This window comes from Exiguobacterium sp. HSB13, assembly GCF_056764755.1.
Genome location: NZ_JBUZOM010000003.1, coordinates 156276 through 174091 on the forward strand (window position 1 = coordinate 156276; position 17816 = coordinate 174091).

The window sequence follows — 17816 nt, forward strand, 5'->3', positions numbered from 1 at the left end:
TCCAAGCACATCGAGTTTTTAATTCTTTTCTTCTGTTGTAGCATCTGGAATCGGTAATTGAACCATACTACCTGACCCACTGACGAGTGGTGATTTCCCGTCCCACTTCTTGACAGCTTCGTATTGAATCATTTCTTCTGTCAATGTCTTCTGTAGTTCTTTTTGAGCTTTTGCCAAACCTTGGGCTTCAATCAAACGGGCATCTGCTGCTCCTTTTGCTTCTACGCGAAGACGTTCCGCTTCTGCTTTAGCGATTTCAAGATCTGTTTTCTTTTTATCAAGTTCTTGCGACGCTTTGACACGTGCGTCAATCGCTTCCTGTGTCTTTTCATCTGGTTTCGGCGCACCGAGTGCGACATCTTCGATGATGAAACCAATCTCCTTGACGTCTTCTGCAAACTGCGTCTGAATGCTCGTCGAGACATTCCCTGATTTTTCACCGAACAGTTCAAGGACGGTGACTTTTGAGATTTGCTCACGCGATGCATCATAGAGACGTTGTTTCAGATAACCTTTTGCAATCTCATCGATTTCGATCGGTCCGAACTTGTTGAAGACTTTCGTCACCTTATCCGGTGAGACGGAGAAGCTGTATGTAAAGTCAACGACGATGTTCTTCCCGTCTTTCGTCGCAAGCGTCATGTTTTCAAGTGCTTTTGTCTGTGTCCGAATCGGATACTCCGTCACACGTGTGATTGGTGAAACGACATGCCAGCCTTGCGATAATGTCTCATCTTTGACACCACTTGATGGTGTATAGACGACACCAACTTGTCCAGGTTCGATTTGTTCGACGATGAACGGCGTTGTTGCGAGCAACGCTAGTACGAGCACACCAGCGATGATCATCGATGGGCGAATTTTTTTCTTTGGTTTGATTTCTCTCATTCTGAATCTCCTTTATCGATCTTTTCTTGGATATAGCGGTAGAGTTCCATGCCAAGCAAAACGATGAGGGCGAAAAACAATAATGTGAAAAAGATGGCCATCTAACCCCTCCTCTAACGAATTCCTTACTTTCTTCTACGTATCTATCTGGAAAATGTTTCATTTTTTTAAATGTCTGGTTGCTTATTTTTAATTTCTGTCCTAATATGGAGGGAACTTTGCCTGCTCTACGACAGATCACGATTTGTGGTACACTCGAATGAGCACATCACTTACTAGAAACGAGGGTTCATCTCTATATGATTACAGTACAAAACGTCGGTCTTCGCTTTGCAGACCGAAAATTATTCGAAGACGTCAACATCAAGTTCACACCAGGTAACTGTTACGGTCTAATCGGTGCGAATGGTGCCGGTAAGTCAACGTTCTTGAAAATTCTCGCTGGTGACATCGAAGCACAACAAGGCGATGTCATCATCACACCAGGCGAACGCTTAGGCGTCCTCCGTCAGAACCATTACGAATACGAAGAATTCCAAGTCATCGAAGCTGTCATGATGGGACACAAACGTCTGTATGAAGTCATGAAAGAAAAAGATGCGATCTATATGAAAGAAGACTTCTCAGACGAGGACGGCATGCGTGCCGCTGAACTCGAAGGTGAATTCGCTGAGATGAACGGTTGGGAAGCAGAGTCGGAAGCTGCAATGCTTCTTCAAGGACTCGGCATCAAAGAAAACCTTCATTCGAAGACGATGGCTGAGCTGACAGGATCGGAAAAGGTTAAAGTCTTGCTTGCGCAAGCATTGTTCGGTAAACCAGACATTCTCTTACTTGATGAGCCGACGAACGGACTTGATTTGAAAGCCGTCAAATGGCTCGAAGAATTCCTGATCGGATTCGAAAATACGGTCATCGTCATTTCCCACGACCGTCACTTCTTGAACAACGTCTGTACGCACATGGCGGATCTCGATTACGGTAAAATTCAACTGTACATCGGAAACTACGATTTCTGGTATGAATCAAGTCAGCTTGCTTCACGTATGGCAAATGACCAAAACAAGAAAAAAGAAGAGAAGATCAAAGAACTTCAAGCCTTCATCGCACGTTTCAGCTCAAACGCTTCAAAAGCGAAACAAGCAACGTCGCGGAAGAAATTGCTTGATAAAATCACACTCGATGACATTCGCCCATCGTCACGCCGTTATCCGTTCGTTGGTTTCACACCAGAACGTGAAATTGGAAATGATCTCTTGATGGTCGACGGTATCTCGAAGACAATCGATGGTGTCAAAGTCCTTGATAACGTCCGCTTCTCGTTGAACAAGACAGATAAAGTCGCGTTCATCAGCCAGAGCGACATCGCCATCACGACTCTCTTCAAGATCCTTATGGGTGAGATGGAACCGGACAGCGGTACGTTCAAATGGGGCGTTACGACTTCGCAGTCGTACTTGCCAAAAGATAACTCGGAATTCTTCGAAGGCTCGGATAAGACGATCCTCGATTGGCTCCGTCAGTATTCACCGGCAGATGAGAGCGATACGTTCCTACGTGGATTCCTCGGACGGATGCTCTTCTCAGGAGAAGAAGTCATGAAAAAAGCATCTGTCTTATCTGGGGGCGAAAAAGTCCGTTGTATGCTTTCAAAAGCAATGCTCAGCGGTGCTAACGTCCTCGTACTCGACGATCCAACGAACCACTTGGATCTCGAATCAATTACGGCACTCAACGATGGCTTGATCGCTTATAAAGGCGCAATGCTCTTCAGCTCGCATGACCATCAGTTCGTCGAAACAATCGCGAACCGGATCATCGAGTTGACGCCAAACGGTATCGTCGATAAAGAAACGACATACGATGAGTACTTGAACAATGATACGATCCAACAGCAATTAACAGCGTTATACGCACAATGATGTCAAAAGAGACCGGAACTGTCGTTTCGGTCTCTTTTTTGAATACATTAAAGGAGGAATGCGACATGCGGCACCGCGTATGCGCTGCGTTGATCGAAGAGCAACAGATCTTAATGGTTGAATTACACACGCCTTCCCGGACATTTTGGACGTTACCGGGCGGAGGTGTCGAGCGTGGTGAAACAAAAGAACAAGCCGTCGTGCGCGAAGTATTAGAGGAAACGCATCTTCACATCACAATCGAACGTCAACTCTATGAGATTTCAATCAATCAAGGAACGGAGACGTGTTTTCTCGTTCGACGTGCCTTAGGCAGTTCTGTACCTCGACTCGGGATCGATCCCGAACTCCCACTTGATCAACAAGAATTACGAACCGTCCGTTTCCGACCGTTAAGGGAGCTTCAAGATGATCCACAGATTGCTCGTTTACTGACCTTACTGTAAAGGTAAAATTAACTAACTGAGATAAAACTGACCAGGTTTCTTTACACTCCCTACATAATCGATTGATTAAATGGAAATGTAGCAACAACACAAACTCATTTGGGGGAAACGAAAATGAAACGAACACTCATGGTTGGTCTATCAGCAGCGGTCTTGTCATCAAGTATGGTCCCGATGTTCGCGGATGCCCATAGCTCTTCTCATACAACACGCAACATCAAAAAGGTCGAATTCTTGTCGATGGATGCACCGACGAAAATCGATCAGATGGTAAAAACTTATACAGAAGCAAAAGTCAAAGTCACCTATACGAACGGCAAAACAGAAGTGAAGCCGTTGAACTATAATCAATTATTCCTGTCGCAAGATAAAATCGTCGAAAACAAAGGCGAGATGATTGCAGCAGGTACACCGATCGATGCCAAAGGTAATCCGATCATCGACCGCAGTGTACCGGACAAACCGGAAGCTTTCGTCTCAGATGCACCGGACTCGAACAGTCTGCTTGAAGTCCACGGAAAAAAATACATGGTCTCTCACTTCGAGTATGATTCAATCGACAATGCTGGAAACGAAGTCAAAGGTCTTCCGGCATCGATGACATTAACGGAAGTCGTACAAGATAAAAAGACAGGAAAACTTGCCGTTAAAAAAGCGAGCAAGATTGATTTTGAGAACGTCAATGGACTCTGGACACCATGTAACGGTTCGACGACGCCATGGGGAACGCACCTTGGGTCAGAGGAATATGAACCAGATGCCCGTGCGTTTGAGTCAGACAAAACGTCAGCTGCTTATAAAGAAGTAAATGCCTTCGCTGAGCGTTATTTCGGAACGACCGAAAAAGCGAATCCGTACTTCTACGGGTATACGCCTGAAATCTCGGTCGACCGAAAAGGGAAAGCGACAGCGATCAAACACTACAGCACAGGTCGCTTCTCGCACGAGATGATGCAGATTCTACCGGATCAAAAGACAGCGATTTTTGGTGACGACGGCAATAACACGATGATGTTCATGTACGTCGCGGATAAAAAGCGCGATTTCTCAAAAGGAACACTTTACGCTGCGAAGTTCAATCAAACTCGCGCGACAGAAGGCGGGGCTGGTGATCTCGAGTGGATCAAACTCGGTCATGCTTCCGATAAAGAAGTCAAACGCTTGATTGATAAAGGAACGAAATTCAGCGACATTTTCGAGACAGCCGATGCGCCGACACCGGGCTTTAAAGCGGTCAAAACAGCTGCTAGCAAAAAAGTCGAATACTTGAAGCTGAAGCCTGGTAAGGAAAAAGAAGCTGCCTTCCTCGAATCACGTCGTTACGGTGCGTTGCTTGGTGCGACGTCAGAGTTCAACAAAATGGAAGGCATCACGGTCAACGAACAAGACAAAAAAGCCTACATCGCCTTGTCATATGTGTCAGGTAGCACCGAAAAACAAGAAGGTGCTGTCCAAGACGACATCCAGCTTGAAAAACGCGAATCGGGTGCGACATTCGAAATCGATCTGGGTCGTGCAAAAGGCATCAATAGCCGTTACGTACCAACGAATATGCAAGCACTTGTCATTGGTGAAGATCTGAAGAAGCCGGATGCTTACGGCAACACAGCGAATCCGGACCTCGTCGCGAATCCAGATAACCTCGCCTACTCCGCGACATCTGATACGCTCTTCATCGGTGAAGACAGCTCCTTGCACACGAACAATTTCGTTTGGGCTTATAATCTGAAGACGAAAAAGTTATCGCGTATCCTTTCGGTCCCAGTCGGAGCTGAAGCGACTGGTCTTCGTTCACTTGACCACGTTGGGAAGTATAGCTATCTCTTGAGCAACTACCAGCACCCAGGTGAGGCATTGACAGGGAAACAAATCACAGCCGTCGATCCAAAAGCGCTCGAACAAGCGATGAAAGACGGCATCGGGATTCAAAAAACAGGTGGTGTCGGTTACCTATCTGGTTTACCGAGCGGTCATAAATCGTATACGAATCGATAAGATACTAAAAACGGATTCCCAAGTGCGGGAATCCGTTTTTTCATGCATTGTTCTTCTTTTGTTTCGCCGCTTCTTCTTCTACACGTTGCAATAGACCGTGAACGATTTTCTCGTTTTCTCGCTCGCCTCCAAGCGACAACAGACTCTTTCCAACAAAGTTGGCTCCTTCGTTTTTTCCCGTATAGATCAACAGGCACCGATCGGGTCCGAGCGGTTTGAGCGTAAAGGTCATTTCGATTTTGAAGATCCGTGCTAATGTGAATCCAATCGTATTTTGTTTGAAGTCGGGTTCGTTCGTATAGGCTAAATCAGTCACGATATAGGTTTCGAGTCGGTTGCCCTGCATGTACGTTTGACGATATGTCGAACCGACGACACCCGGTTTTCGTTCAATCACCTCATGCTGGACGACGTTCGGAATCAGACGTTGCAGTCGCGTGTGATCAAACAAGTGCCATGCTTCCTCAATCGGAATATCGAGCTGTCGTTCTTCTCTCCACGTAATCATACACCTGCCCCCTTTTTTAATAGAAATACCCTGTCATCCGGTCTTGTAACGTCCGGTAACAGGGTAGGAGCAGATTCTTATTTTACTGTGCTTGTTTCAAGGGCTGCACCGAGGAACTTCGCTAGTTCAAGCATACCGTAGCGTCCTGCAGCTGCTTCAGCGTCCGAGTTGTAGTTTGTATTTGTATTGACGTCGTACGTATAGATCGTACCTGACGCATCCTTGATGAACTCGATGCCTGCGACCGCGATCTGGTTCGCTTGGAGGAACGCTTCGTACTTTTCAATGATTGGGTCATCGAAGCCTTCAACGATTTGGAACTTCATTGGAGTTTGCGGTGCTTCTTCTCCGACTGGGCAGAACAAGTCGTCGATCACACATGCATCTGCTGGGCAAAGCTCAAAACCTTCTGACGTATCGACTCGGACCGCGTAGACAAACTTTCCACCTACGAACTCACAACGCGTGATGTACGGTTCTGGTGCTTGAATATACTCTTGAATCAATGTGATGCCATCAACTGGTTCGTCGAATGTCGGACCATCGAGATAAGCTTCAAGTGCTTCAATCGAGTGGAATAACTGGACGCCGAGACCTTTTCCGGCACGGTTGTGTTTCGTGATGAATGACGAAACGCCGATCTCTTTTGCTGCTTGTACGATTTGATCGCGTCCGACGGCAGCCGTCGTCTTCGGTACACGAATGCCTGCTTTACGTAGTGCCGTATACTGATTGATTTTGCTGACTTCTAGACGAAGCGCACGCGTTCCGTTAAAGACAGTCCGGTCGTGTTCTTCTAACCAAGCAAGGACCCCTTCCGTCAACTCCGGCGCGTAACGGTGCCCGCGTGTATGCGAAGAGGCACTCATACGGCTGTAAAAGACACCTTCTGGCGGCAGTTCATCGAGTGGAACGATTCCTTCATTTAGATGCCACTCTTCATACGGTAACTCGAGTTCTTCGAGACGTTTGATGAGATGGTCCGTCCATTCTTGGTTTTCGTGGAGAATATGAATTTTTGTCATGATTGTTGACCTACCTTTCGTTTCGCTTCGACCAGTGGCATTACGTCACGAGCAAAGCGTTCCATTTCTTCGAGTTGTGGTGAGAATTGTAATAAGAGTAACGTGACACCAACGGCTTCGAACGCTAGAATGCGCTCTGCAATTTGTTCTGGTGTTCCGATCAAATTCGGTCGTAGACCACGGTTCGAGACGGAATAATCGTTTCGCTCGACCTGTTGCTCCAGTTGCGATTTACTAATGAAATCCTGATAACCGGCATAACCGGCACTGTCTTCCTTGACGTCCGTAATGCGTTGCCACTCAAGCAGTGCTTCTTCTTCCGTATCCCGGCAAATGATGTAGGCAGCAAGACCGAAACTCTCGAGCGGTTCGTGTCCCGTCGCTTCACGGCGTACTTTCATATCGTTGATTTTATGGGCTACTTCTTCAACAGTGCCCCCATGCATAACATAAGCGTCACAGTGTTCGACGATTGTCCGCTTTCCAGCTTCACTCTCTCCACCAGCGTAGAGCTTGATGCCTGGACGCTGGACGGGCTTCGGATGAAGTTCCGCCTGCTCGATCGTGTAGTGATTACCGGAGAAACTATACGGTGACGCATCTGCCCATAGTCCTTTCATGACCGTAACGAATTCTTTCGTCCGAGCATAGCGTTCATCGTGTGCTGTGAAGATACCGTTGTATTGTTTGGCTTCCTCTGCCCACCACGCCGAAACGACGTTGAGCGTAAAGCGTCCACCACTCAACTGATCGATGTTTGCCGCCATCTTCGCCGTCGTCGCTGGATTATGGAACCCAGGGCGAACCGCTGTCATGATTTCTAAGCGTTCTGTCGTTGCAGCAATCGCAGCTGCCGTCGTCCATGCCTCAAGACTCGGTTCCTTGATACCTTTGATGTCGTTCAAGTTCAATTCCGCGATCAACGTCGTCGAGAAGCCGATCCGTTCTGCTGTTTGTGCGACTTGTTTTGCATAATCGAATGTCGGTGGCATCTGTTCATCTTCGACGTTACGTAACCATCCCCCAAAAATCGGTAACCAAAAACCATACTCCACTCCATCGTCCCCCTTATCATAAAAAAACGCTCTTTTCGAAGTTCGAAAAGAGCGACGGTATCTTGTCCTGTCCGCTCTTATCTTCGGAAGGTATCCCTTCCTGGAAGTAGCACCTTCCGCCGTAGCGGGGTTGCTGAAGTGTCTTCGGGCCAGTCCCTCGACTTCTCTAGATAAGATGTGTTGCATTCATCGTACAGAATTCAGTGAACTAAAGCAACCATTAAACCGTCTTTTCCTATCGGATTTATTCCAAAAGAAAAATCCCGACGCAATGTCGGGATTCGGTATTAATATGGTGCGACGAAATCTGATGTTGGTTCTGGTGCTTGTTCACCACGAACACGATCATAGAATTTTGCCATTGTGACGCTGAAGTATGGTCCAACCCATAAGACAGCAAGACCAAGTGTAACGATCACAAGTAATGCCCAACCAATGAATGATAGGAAGAGTAAGAATGCTTCCATCTTATGACCATCCATGAGTTGGCGTGAACGCGTGATCGCCTCGAGGATACCGACCGATGGTTCATCTCGAAGGATGTAGAACGTCAACAGGTAAGAGAACGACTTGATGATCCCTGGAATGATCAAAAGTAGTGTCCATAGGAATAAGAAGACCGCTTGCACAATCGAGACGCCGATGACTTTTCCGAAGATTTTATACGGCTCGAACAAATCAGCTACTTTGACTTCTTCATTGCGTGCGAGCGACATCGCGACCCACGTCCAACCCGCTGCGATTGGGATCAATAAAATCGAAAGAATGATACTGACCGCACTCATCGCATTTAGATCTTCGTTAGGATCTGGTCCGATGAACGTCGGAACGCTCTGGATGATAGAAAACAGTACGAACATGAGGATGGCAAATCCCCAACGACCGCTAAGCGACTCCTTCGCTGCTTTTTTTAATTGAGATGACATGAGTAAGGTCCTCCTTGAAAAATAAGTTCTCACCTTACTTTACGGTCGAATTCTTCTAATGTTTCACTCTTTTTTCAATAATTTCCCGTCTCGTTGCTGGTTGAGCCAGGCACGCTTAAGCTGTCGTTCACACGCCGTGTATAACGAGCGTCGACCGTCGAGCCGTTCCATCGCGAATGGAATACCATGCTTTTTCGCCTGCGCGATGACATGTGCACTCGCCGCATGAGAAACGCGACTCGTTACGACGACGATCGCATCCGTCTTTTTGGCGAGACAGGCAATCTTTTTCGCGGACTGTGCGTCCCCTGCTAGATGAATCAATTCGATCCCCGTCGGCGCAAAGAACTCACGATAGACAGCGGTCTGTTGTTCGTTTCCAACGATGATGAGACGCATTCCTGTGAAGCGCGTGAAATCTAGCGGTGTCTTATCGATGAAGTCCATCAATTGTCCAGGGACGGCTGTCGTCACGATGGGTTCAATCTTTTGCTCTTTTTGAATGCGAATGCGACGCTGCGCTTTTTTAGCTTTCGGCACCGTTTGTCGTTTCATTTTTCGTGCATACCGATTTGACTTTTTCGTTGTCACAGGCGTCTTCACTACCGGTTGCTTGACCTCAGATGGACGGTTTGATGATGTGTTGACGATCGGCTCTTCATACGTGAACGGATGTTTCCAAGCAATCGTTAGTGTATCTTTCCGTCCGCGCCACATGACGAGATCGACGAGTTGTCCTGCTTCTAGTCGGAAATAGCGCATGTCTTCTACCGGTACGACATAATAAAACGGTCTGCCCGACTCATCTTGCAGTGGACCATTCACCGTTTCCTCAATGATTCCATGTGCCTTGACGATAGCTTGTTCAAACACGACACGTTCCGGATTTTCTCTCATTCGCTCCGTCGAGACGACGGCTTCAACACGGCACATCGTTTTTTGATCATCCTGACGATCGACACGGACCCGGACTTCCATGCCGTGCTCGAGATTCCAATCGCGGACGTCTCGTTCTGAAATATGACTGCCGGACCATTCTAGTAAAGTACCGCCTTTTAACCCCCGCTGAAACGTATAGGCATAACGTTGCGTGCGTACTGGCTCGACAGGTACTTGTGGTGGCATTACGATGGTCTGTTTCTCTCGTTTCACTTCGTCGATGACTAGTGTTTCTTGAACGTCGCGCGGTGCATAATACGCTGACATCTTGACCCATTCGTCGATTCCGTTCACTTCGTCGAGCCAGAGTTGCCAATCTTCATACCGCTCCACGACTGCTAATTTCATCTGTACCAATTCAGTTGCTCGTTCCAACACCTGTTGCATCATCCGTAACCACTTCCTTTGCGTTTTTTTCACTATAGCAACGAAAAAACGTGGAAGTAGTTCAAAAAAATAACCGGGTTGTTTTTTTATTTAGGTACGTTGCTGAATTTCCACAGCCGGATCCTGACGCTTATATTTTGCAACGATGACAATTAAAACCGTGATGATCACAAGCAGGAACCAAGAAGACAATTTTCCAAGATCAACGACTGCCCAGCCTCCTTCTTGATGCGGATAGACCCAGCCTTTAAAGAACGTCACGATATTCTCTGCAATCCAAATGAAAAAGGCGATCAGTAAAAAGGACAGGACGAGCGGCATCCGGTAGATCGTCTGCTCGATCGTAAAATGAACCCAAGACTTATAGAAGACAAGGACGACGAGGACCATCAATAGCCAGCGTGCATCGAAGATCCAGTGGTGGGTGAAGAAGTTGAGATAGACGAGACTGCCGACGCTGATCGCAAGCCACGGGGGAGGAAATGCTATGAATCGTAATTGAAATCGCCGAAACGCCTGGCAGACATAGCTCGCGACGCTTGCATACATGAATCCTGCATATAAGGGAACACCAGCCACTTTCGTCAAAGCGTCTTCCGGATAACTCCAAGACCCGACGTTCACCTTGAACAGTTCAAGTGCTAGACCGATGACGTGAAACAATAAGATCAGTTTGAATTCTTCCATCGTTTCATAACGCGTGACGAGTAAGACGATTTGGACGAGAATACACCAGAGCAACAGGAGATCGTATCGAGCAACCGGTTCAGTAGGAAGATAACGTGAAAGAGCAAGCGCTGCGAAAATCATCACGGGAAAGACGCAACAGACGGCTTCTATATATGTAAAACGAATCAGGTGCCGGATCGCTTTCATTCTATCCCTCCTTTTTCTTCAGTATACGTTTCTCTTTTGACCTTCCCCTCCTTCTTAAGATGGAAAAAACGGAAAATTTCGTCTTTCTTCTTCCACTTTCCTCATGATACAGTTAACGAATCAATTATTTTTAAGAAATGAGGTGCCAGACATGACGCGTCATCGCGCTTCCTGGTTGTTACGCGCTACGTTAAAGTGGGGACTCTTCCTACTCGGTTTATTTTTACTCGCTCTCGGCTCATCGATGATGATCACGGCTGAACTCGGTGTCTCGACGTGGGACGTGTTGCATCTCGGTCTTCAAAAGAAGACACCACTATCCGTCGGAACGATCATCTTGCTTGTTGGTCTCTTACTCGTGTTCGTTAAATACGCGTTAGACCGTGTCACACCGCAAATCGGAACGCTCGTCAACGCGATTTTCGTCGGTGTCTTCATGAATCTTGTTCTTGGTTCTCATCTCTTACCGTCTTTTGAATCGATCTGGTTGAATACACTCTGGCTCGTTTTCGGGATCTTTATCATTGGAATGGGCGCTGGTCTGTATGTCGCTGTCGGATACGGGGCTGGTCCACGTGATGGGTTGACGCTGACGCTTGCAGAGCGCTTTGGAACGTCGATTCGTCTGATGCGGACGATCATGGAAGTTACGGCATGCGGCATTGGCTGGTTGCTTGGGGGACCTGTTTTCTTCGGTACGATCCTCTCGATTTTCTTAATCGGACCGTTCCTGCAATTTTGGTTGTTCTATTTCCGCCGGATCATTGCAGCGATTGATGCAAAAGGACTTTCAGCGTCTGAACGCCAAATTAGTTAAGTCGCCTGACTCGATATCATTCTGCGTGAATGATATCTTTTTTTATGTCAGAAGCAGATAAGTTGCGTCACCAAAATAAACACGTTATATTCGTTTACATATCAATCTTTGATACGTCAAAGGTTTCTTCGAACGAAGGGAAGGATGTGATGGATTGAGTATTTCCTGCAACGAAAAAGGACGTTTGATCTATGCACTCGTCTCCGTCAATAAGACGATTGCTCAAAAATTCGATCTCTGTACGGATGGATTCAGTCAGACTCGAATGGACTTACTTGCTCAACTGCAAGTCGACCAAACGATCAGTCAAAAGGAACTGCAAAAACGCGTCAATGTCGATCATGCGGCAGTGACCCGTCACCTGAAGCACCTGGAATCGACCGGGATGATTGCTCGTGAACGTTCAGCTGCTGACAATCGGGTGATTCTTGTTTCCTTGACGGAGCAAGGGGCGACGCGCATTGCACGATTACGCGAACAAAAAGATGAGTTCCTCGAGAACCTACTCGAAGGATTCTCTGCTGAAGAACAACGGACGTTAGCTGAGATGATTCAACGCATCGAAGCGAACGCCGACACATTACCTAAATTAAAAGAGGAGTCGATTTAATATGGCAACGCAAACAACAACAGACTTCATGGAAATCGTCAAAGGACGCCGTTCGATCCGTAACTACGATACAGACGTGAAGATCTCAAAAGAAGAAATGACACAAATCCTTGAAGAAGCAACACTCGCACCTTCTTCCGTCAACATGCAACCATGGCGTTTCCTCGTCATCGATAGCGAAGAAGGCAAAGCGACACTCGCACCACTCGCGAAATTCAACCAAGTCCAAGTCGAGACATCTTCTGCTGTCATCGCCGTCTTCGGTGACATGAACGCGGTTGATCAACTCGAAAACATTTACGATACAGCTGTCGCAAAAGGGCTCATGCCGCAAGAAGTACGCGATCGCCAAGTACCTGCGATCCAAGGCATGTACAGCAGCGTATCAGCGAACGATTTAAAAGACAGCATCTTGATCGACTCGGGTCTCGTCTCGATGCAATTGATGCTCGTCGCTCGTGCACACGGATATGATACGAACCCAATCGGTGGTTACGAGAAAGACCAAATCGCAGAAGCATTCGGTCTTGAAAAAGAGCGTTATGTACCGGTCATGTTGCTATCAATCGGTAAAGCGGTTGACGCAGGATACCCATCTGTTCGTCTGCCAATCAACGACATCGCAGACTGGAAATAAGTTTTTCACACTATAAAAAGAGAACACACACAAGGGAGATTGAATAATTATGACTACTCAAACAACAACGGACTTCATGGAAATCGTTAAAGGACGCCGCTCGATTCGTAACTACGACACGAACGTAAAAATTTCAAAAGAAGAAATGACACAAATCCTTGAAGAAGCAACACTTGCTCCATCTTCAGTCAACATGCAACCATGGCGTTTCCTCGTCATCGATAGCGAAGAAGGTAAAGCAACGCTCGCACCACTTGCGAAATTCAACCAAGTCCAAGTCGAGACATCTTCTGCTGTCATCGCGGTCTTCGGTGACATGAACGCGGTCGATAGCATCGAGACAATTTACGATATGGCTGTTGAAAAAGGTCTTATGCCACAAGAAGTACGCGATCGCCAAGTACCAGCCATCAAAGGTTTCTACCGTCCAGAAGATGTTGAAACATTGCGTGATAGCATCTTGATCGACTCAGGTCTCGTTTCAATGCAATTGATGCTCGTCGCTCGTGCACACGGTTACGATACAAACCCAATTGGTGGTTACGAAAAAGACCAAATCGCAGAAGCATTCGGTCTTGAAAAAGAACGTTATCTTCCAGTCATGCTGCTTTCAATCGGTAAAGCAGTTGACGCAGGATACCCATCGGTTCGTCTACCAATCGCTGACATCGCTGAGTGGAAATAAGCGATATCACCCAGTCCGGATTCCTTTCACAGGAATCCGGCTTTTTTGTATACTCAAAGAAAAGGAGGCGTCTGTGATGTATGATGTGACGATTATCGGAGCCGGTGTGGCAGGAATTTTTCTCGCTCATCAGCTTGTTGAAGATGGGCAACGCGTCTTATTGATTGACGCCGGAAAACCAATCCGTGAACGAACGGCAGAAGATGCGTATCTTGGATTCGCAGGGCTTGGCAAATCAGAAGGAAAGTTCAATTATGCAACGGGATTCGGCGGCGAACTCGTCTCAAAAATCGGCGAAGAGACGACACGGCGACTGTTCCAAGAAGTCGATGATCTCTTATGTACATATGGTGGAGGAGCGGTTGAGACCTATTCCACGCATTCCCCTACTGTAGCGTCTCGTTCCCGTCGCGCCGGTCTGCATACGGTCGAGACGACCGTCCGTCATTTAGGCACAGTACGGACCGCTGTCGTCTTCACGGCGTTTGAAGACACCTTATTGCCACGACTCGATGCCCGGTTCGAAACGACAATCGAGCAGATCACAAAATCAGAGCCGTTTACGATTAAAACAGCGGACGAGACCTTTCTGAGTCGACGAATCGTTTTCGCGACAGGTCGTTCTGGTGCAGACTTTACGTTGCAACAGTTAGCGACGCTTGGTGTCACCCCACAGAGGACCCGACTTGATCTCGGGGTGCGGATTGAGACGGATGAGGCACTATTTCGGACATTGTTACAGGAGACGTTCGAGACGAAGCTCGGTTACGACTCGCCTTACGGTCAAGCCGTCACCTATTGCATGAATCCGCGCGGACGGATCATTCGCAAATATCAAGAAGGACTCGTTATGCCGGACGGTCAAAACGTCCACGAGACGGCAGACGGCTCGACAAATCTGAACTTTACACTATTTCTCCCGCGTTATTTTTCAACACTAGCTAAAGCGAATGAGTATGCCACGCGCGTCATCGGAGGAATCAATCAAGGGCAGGATCGCATCGTCGTTCAACGACTCGGTGATTTTCGAAAATCGCAAACGACGACAACAGATCAATTGCTTCATAACGGAATCATCCCTTCGCTGGTTGCTTCCCCTGGAGATTTACACGCGGAAGTGCCTGCAGAAGACCTGCTCGTTTTAGAAGGGTTTTTAGACCGCCTTGAGCAACTCCTTGAGACGGAACTTCCAGCAGATACGTTGCTTTATGGACTAGACGGCAAGTTTTACGCACCGATGCTTGAGACGTCAGAGACGTTTGAGACGACATGTCCCGGTGTCTATGCGATCGGAGATTGTTCCGGTGCCACACACTCTCTTGCCCAAGCAGCCGCAAGTGGACTCCATCTTGGGCATGCCTTGACGCAAAACAGCCGGTCCCTCTTCGCCTAAGCGGAGAATGACCGGCTTGTCTTATTTCTTGAATGCTTCGTACACTTTCAATTGTTTCCCTTTGACCTTCGTCGTCTTCATCGCTCGGAGAACAAGCGGACCTTTCCCGTTGAGGATATCGACATACGTCAACGTATCCTGAATCGAGATGATGCCGATGTCGTCGGCTGTGACGCCTTCAATCTTCGCAATCGTTCCAACAAAGTCGACGGCACGGAGTTTTTTCTTTTTCCCGCCGTTAAAGAACAATTTCATGATGTCCGCATCAAGCTGCTCCGTTTTCGAAGAACGCGTATCTTCCGTCGCCATCTTCTCCTCGAATGCATCCGCTGTTCGCATCAAGTCCTTTTCTGTCGGTGCTTGGCGACGTGTCAGTTTCCCGTGATACTGCTCGATTTCCTTCAGGCGACGTTCGTCTGCCGGCGTGACGAGGCTGATTGCTTGTCCTGCTGCTCCTGCACGCCCCGTCCGACCGGTCCGGTGAACGTAGCTTTCTCGTTCGACAGGGAGATCATACTGGATGACGTGCGTGATGTTCTCGATATCGATCCCACGTGCCGCGACATCTGTTGCGACAAGAATTCGGAACTTCCCGGCACGGAAGGCTTTCATCGCATCGAGTCGATCGTCTTGTTCCATTCCACCGTGAATTGCTTCAACCGGATAGTCATGGGCGCGGAGACCATTCGCGACGAAATCAACGTGTTCTTTCGTCCGACAGAAAATCATGCAGCGATCCGGATTTTCAGCGACGAGAACATCTTTCAAAATCGCGAATTTTGTCTTATCCGTCACTGAAATATAACTATGTGTGATCGTCGAGACGACCGTCTCGCCTGCTTCGATTCGTTTTGGTGCATCCATGTAGCGCTTGCTCAACTGTTCGATATCTTCCGGGAAGGTCGCCGAGAACAACAGTGTCATCCGCTCTTTTGGTAACTCGGACAAGATGGCATCGACTTGATCGAGGAAGCCCATGTTCAGCATTTCATCCGCTTCATCTAAAACGACGTAACGGACTTTCTCAAGTGATAACGTGCCCCGCTCGATATGATCGCGTACACGCCCTGGTGTTCCGACGACGACGTGTGTCTTTTGTTTGAGCTCCGTCACTTGCCCGCGGAACGGTTGCTTGCCGAAGACCGCTGTCGCTTTGATCCGCTTATAGCGTCCGATATTCATGATATCTTCTTTGACCTGTAAGGCGAGCTCACGTGTTGGTGTCAAAACTAAGACTTGTGGTTTATTTTCTTCCCACTCGACGAGTTCACAAAGTGGAATCGCAAACGATGCCGTCTTTCCGCTCCCCGTCCGTGATTTGACGATGACGTCTTTTCCGGATAATACTACGGGGATGACCGATTGTTGGACTTCGGTTGGTGTCGTGTAACCGAGTTGCTCGATCGAATCGAGAATCGGTGTGCTTAAGTTAAAATCATTAAATTGTGTACGTGTCATAGAATGTCCTCATTTCTTATCGTAAAAAAAGCTTCCCACCGAAACGATGAGAAGCCCAACGAATTATTTGGATGCTACTTTATCTTTTTTGATTTGCTTACTACGTAATTGACCACACGCAGCATCGATGTCTGTTCCGTGCTCAAGACGAACACCACAGTTCAAGCCGTTCTTTTTCAACGTATCGTAGAACGTCGTGATGTCTTCAGACGTACTGCGCTGATATTGACCGTGCTCATCGACCGGGTTGTACGGAATCAAGTTGACATACGTCAGGTGACGTTTGTCTTCAAATAATTTCGCAAGTTCGACCGCATGTTCTTTTTGGTCGTTGACGCCACGAAGCAAGATGTACTCGATCGTGATTTTACGGTTCGTCGTTTGAACGTAATAGTCGATCGCTGGCATCAATTTCTCAAGCGGGATCGCCCGGTTGATTTTCATGATTTGCGTACGCAATTCATTGTTTGGTGCGTGAAGCGAAATCGCTAAGTTGACTTGGAGTTTCAAGTCAGCGAACTTGTAGATCTTGTCTGCCAAACCACTTGTTGAAACCGTGATGTGACGCGCGCCGATCGCAAGACCATTGTGGTCCTTGATGACGTTCAAGAAGTCGACCATGTTGTCGAAGTTATCGAACGGTTCACCGATACCCATGACGACGACGTGGCTGACACGTTCTTCGTTACCGACGGCATCGAGGTGATGCTGGACGTTCATGATCTGCTCGACGATTTCGCCTGCTGACAAGTCACGGCTCTTCTTGATGAGACCACTTGCACAGAAGCTACAGCCGATGTTACAGCCAACCTGCGTCGTAACACAGACAGAAAGACCGTACTTATGACGCATCAGAACCGTTTCAATCAAGTTGCCATCATATAATTTGAAAAGGAACTTGATTGTTCCGTCTGCTGATTCTTGCTTGACCGCTTCTGTCATCGAGTCAATCGTAAAACTCTGATCTAACAACTCAAGGCAATCCTTGTTGACATTCGTCATTTCCGCGAAAGTCGTGACACGTTTACGGTAGAGCCAATCCCATACTTGTTTGGCACGGAATGGTTTGTGCCCTTGATTCGATAACCATTCTGTCATCTGCTCAAGCGTTAATCCATAAATGGATGGTTTATTCATTTCGAAAGACCTCATTTCTTTTTCCAGAACTACAACATTCCTTTATCTTAGTAAAAATCAGCGCGTGACGCAACGTTCAAATCCTAAATGTTCACTTTCTGTAAAGTTTTTG

At 47.4% G+C, this 17816-nt stretch carries 17 protein-coding genes and 1 riboswitch; of the genes, 8 read left to right on the forward strand and 9 right to left on the reverse strand.

Annotated elements, in window-relative coordinates; genetic code table 11:
* Positions 1–18: 18 nt before the first annotated feature.
* Positions 19–888, reverse strand: a complete 870-nt coding sequence (locus tag ACZGCQ_RS14365) for a prohibitin family protein (protein ID WP_481266672.1) — start codon at positions 886–888, stop codon at positions 19–21.
* Positions 889–1187: 299 nt separating this feature from the next.
* On the opposite strand from ACZGCQ_RS14365, the gene ACZGCQ_RS14370 reads away from it, so the two are divergent.
* From ACZGCQ_RS14370 to ACZGCQ_RS14380, 3 genes are all read left to right on the forward strand, one after another.
* A complete protein-coding gene (locus tag ACZGCQ_RS14370; protein ID WP_050678786.1) occupies positions 1188–2810 on the forward strand; it encodes an ABC-F family ATP-binding cassette domain-containing protein in 1623 nt (540 codons plus the stop codon).
* Positions 2811–2875: 65 nt separating this feature from the next.
* Positions 2876–3256 (forward strand): NUDIX domain-containing protein, encoded by a 381-nt coding sequence (locus ACZGCQ_RS14375; RefSeq protein ID WP_481266673.1) that lies wholly within the window; start codon positions 2876–2878, stop codon positions 3254–3256.
* A 114-nt stretch (positions 3257–3370) separates the two neighbouring features.
* Positions 3371–5251: a PhoX family protein gene (locus tag ACZGCQ_RS14380; protein ID WP_481266674.1), complete on the forward strand. Its 1881-nt coding sequence runs from the start codon at positions 3371–3373 to the stop codon at positions 5249–5251.
* A gap of 40 nt (positions 5252–5291) precedes the next feature.
* Here the strand turns inward: ACZGCQ_RS14380 and ACZGCQ_RS14385 are convergent, their stop codons facing one another.
* The 6 genes from ACZGCQ_RS14385 to ACZGCQ_RS14410 form a co-directional block, all read right to left on the reverse strand.
* Entirely contained in the window at positions 5292–5759 is a 468-nt protein-coding gene (locus ACZGCQ_RS14385) for a hypothetical protein (RefSeq protein WP_350464469.1), read from the reverse strand.
* Positions 5760–5836: 77 nt separating this feature from the next.
* Positions 5837–6784 (reverse strand): ATP-grasp domain-containing protein, encoded by a 948-nt coding sequence (locus ACZGCQ_RS14390; protein WP_481266675.1) that lies wholly within the window; start codon positions 6782–6784, stop codon positions 5837–5839.
* Positions 6781–7839: an LLM class flavin-dependent oxidoreductase gene (locus ACZGCQ_RS14395; protein WP_481266676.1), complete on the reverse strand. Its 1059-nt coding sequence runs from the start codon at positions 7837–7839 to the stop codon at positions 6781–6783. Before ACZGCQ_RS14395 ends, ACZGCQ_RS14390 begins: the two co-directional genes overlap by 4 nt.
* 74 nt (positions 7840–7913) lie before the next feature.
* A riboswitch (SAM riboswitch) is annotated at positions 7914–8016 on the reverse strand.
* 110 nt (positions 8017–8126) lie between these two features.
* Positions 8127–8765, reverse strand: coding sequence for a DUF975 family protein (locus tag ACZGCQ_RS14400; protein ID WP_481266677.1), 639 nt, complete (start codon positions 8763–8765; stop codon positions 8127–8129).
* A 63-nt stretch (positions 8766–8828) separates the two neighbouring features.
* Positions 8829–10094, reverse strand: coding sequence for a DUF2325 domain-containing protein (locus ACZGCQ_RS14405; protein ID WP_481266678.1), 1266 nt, complete (start codon positions 10092–10094; stop codon positions 8829–8831).
* Between the two features lie 87 nt (positions 10095–10181).
* Positions 10182–10967 (reverse strand): DUF817 domain-containing protein, encoded by a 786-nt coding sequence (locus ACZGCQ_RS14410; protein WP_029342968.1) that lies wholly within the window; start codon positions 10965–10967, stop codon positions 10182–10184.
* A 151-nt stretch (positions 10968–11118) separates the two neighbouring features.
* Here ACZGCQ_RS14410 and ACZGCQ_RS14415 point away from each other — a divergent pair, with 151 nt between their 5' ends.
* The 5 genes from ACZGCQ_RS14415 to ACZGCQ_RS14435 all read left to right on the forward strand — a co-directional run bounded on the left by ACZGCQ_RS14415 (position 11119) and on the right by ACZGCQ_RS14435 (position 15109).
* On the forward strand, positions 11119–11784 hold the full coding sequence (locus tag ACZGCQ_RS14415) for a YczE/YyaS/YitT family protein (RefSeq protein ID WP_481266679.1): 666 nt from the start codon (positions 11119–11121) through the stop codon (positions 11782–11784).
* 154 nt (positions 11785–11938) lie between these two features.
* Entirely contained in the window at positions 11939–12394 is a 456-nt protein-coding gene (locus ACZGCQ_RS14420; protein WP_029342970.1) for a MarR family winged helix-turn-helix transcriptional regulator, read from the forward strand.
* A 1-nt stretch (position 12395) separates the two neighbouring features.
* Entirely contained in the window at positions 12396–13031 is a 636-nt protein-coding gene (locus ACZGCQ_RS14425) for a nitroreductase family protein (RefSeq protein WP_050678777.1), read from the forward strand.
* Between the two features lie 49 nt (positions 13032–13080).
* Positions 13081–13716 carry a nitroreductase family protein gene (locus tag ACZGCQ_RS14430; protein WP_023469790.1) on the forward strand — a complete coding sequence of 212 codons (636 nt, stop codon included), beginning with the start codon at positions 13081–13083 and terminating at the stop codon, positions 13714–13716.
* Positions 13717–13792: 76 nt separating this feature from the next.
* The gene (locus ACZGCQ_RS14435) at positions 13793–15109 is read left to right on the forward strand and encodes an NAD(P)/FAD-dependent oxidoreductase (protein WP_481266680.1); all 1317 of its coding nucleotides are present in this window, start codon (positions 13793–13795) and stop codon (positions 15107–15109) included.
* A gap of 21 nt (positions 15110–15130) precedes the next feature.
* Here ACZGCQ_RS14435 and ACZGCQ_RS14440 read toward each other — a convergent pair whose 3' ends face one another.
* Together ACZGCQ_RS14440 and rlmN are read right to left on the reverse strand one after the other, a co-directional pair.
* Positions 15131–16567, reverse strand: a complete 1437-nt coding sequence (locus ACZGCQ_RS14440; protein WP_481266681.1) for a DEAD/DEAH box helicase — start codon at positions 16565–16567, stop codon at positions 15131–15133.
* A gap of 63 nt (positions 16568–16630) precedes the next feature.
* Positions 16631–17704 (reverse strand): dual-specificity RNA methyltransferase RlmN, encoded by a 1074-nt coding sequence (gene rlmN, locus ACZGCQ_RS14445; RefSeq protein ID WP_023469793.1) that lies wholly within the window; start codon positions 17702–17704, stop codon positions 16631–16633.
* Positions 17705–17816: the final 112 nt, after the last annotated feature.

Coding starts and splice junctions, on each gene's coding strand:
- ACZGCQ_RS14365 (WP_481266672.1), bottom strand. CDS start 888: ATGAGAGAAATCAAACCAAAGAAAAAAATTCGCCCATCGATGATCATC.
- ACZGCQ_RS14370 (WP_050678786.1), top strand. CDS start 1,188: ATGATTACAGTACAAAACGTCGGTCTTCGCTTTGCAGACCGAAAATTA.
- ACZGCQ_RS14375 (WP_481266673.1), top strand. CDS start 2,876: ATGCGGCACCGCGTATGCGCTGCGTTGATCGAAGAGCAACAGATCTTA.
- ACZGCQ_RS14380 (WP_481266674.1), top strand. CDS start 3,371: ATGAAACGAACACTCATGGTTGGTCTATCAGCAGCGGTCTTGTCATCA.
- ACZGCQ_RS14385 (WP_350464469.1), bottom strand. CDS start 5,759: ATGATTACGTGGAGAGAAGAACGACAGCTCGATATTCCGATTGAGGAA.
- ACZGCQ_RS14390 (WP_481266675.1), bottom strand. CDS start 6,784: ATGACAAAAATTCATATTCTCCACGAAAACCAAGAATGGACGGACCAT.
- ACZGCQ_RS14400 (WP_481266677.1), bottom strand. CDS start 8,765: ATGTCATCTCAATTAAAAAAAGCAGCGAAGGAGTCGCTTAGCGGTCGT.
- ACZGCQ_RS14405 (WP_481266678.1), bottom strand. CDS start 10,094: ATGATGCAACAGGTGTTGGAACGAGCAACTGAATTGGTACAGATGAAA.
- ACZGCQ_RS14410 (WP_029342968.1), bottom strand. CDS start 10,967: ATGAAAGCGATCCGGCACCTGATTCGTTTTACATATATAGAAGCCGTC.
- ACZGCQ_RS14415 (WP_481266679.1), top strand. CDS start 11,119: ATGACGCGTCATCGCGCTTCCTGGTTGTTACGCGCTACGTTAAAGTGG.
- ACZGCQ_RS14425 (WP_050678777.1), top strand. CDS start 12,396: ATGGCAACGCAAACAACAACAGACTTCATGGAAATCGTCAAAGGACGC.
- ACZGCQ_RS14430 (WP_023469790.1), top strand. CDS start 13,081: ATGACTACTCAAACAACAACGGACTTCATGGAAATCGTTAAAGGACGC.
- ACZGCQ_RS14435 (WP_481266680.1), top strand. CDS start 13,793: ATGTATGATGTGACGATTATCGGAGCCGGTGTGGCAGGAATTTTTCTC.
- ACZGCQ_RS14440 (WP_481266681.1), bottom strand. CDS start 16,567: ATGACACGTACACAATTTAATGATTTTAACTTAAGCACACCGATTCTC.
- rlmN (WP_023469793.1), bottom strand. CDS start 17,704: ATGAATAAACCATCCATTTATGGATTAACGCTTGAGCAGATGACAGAA.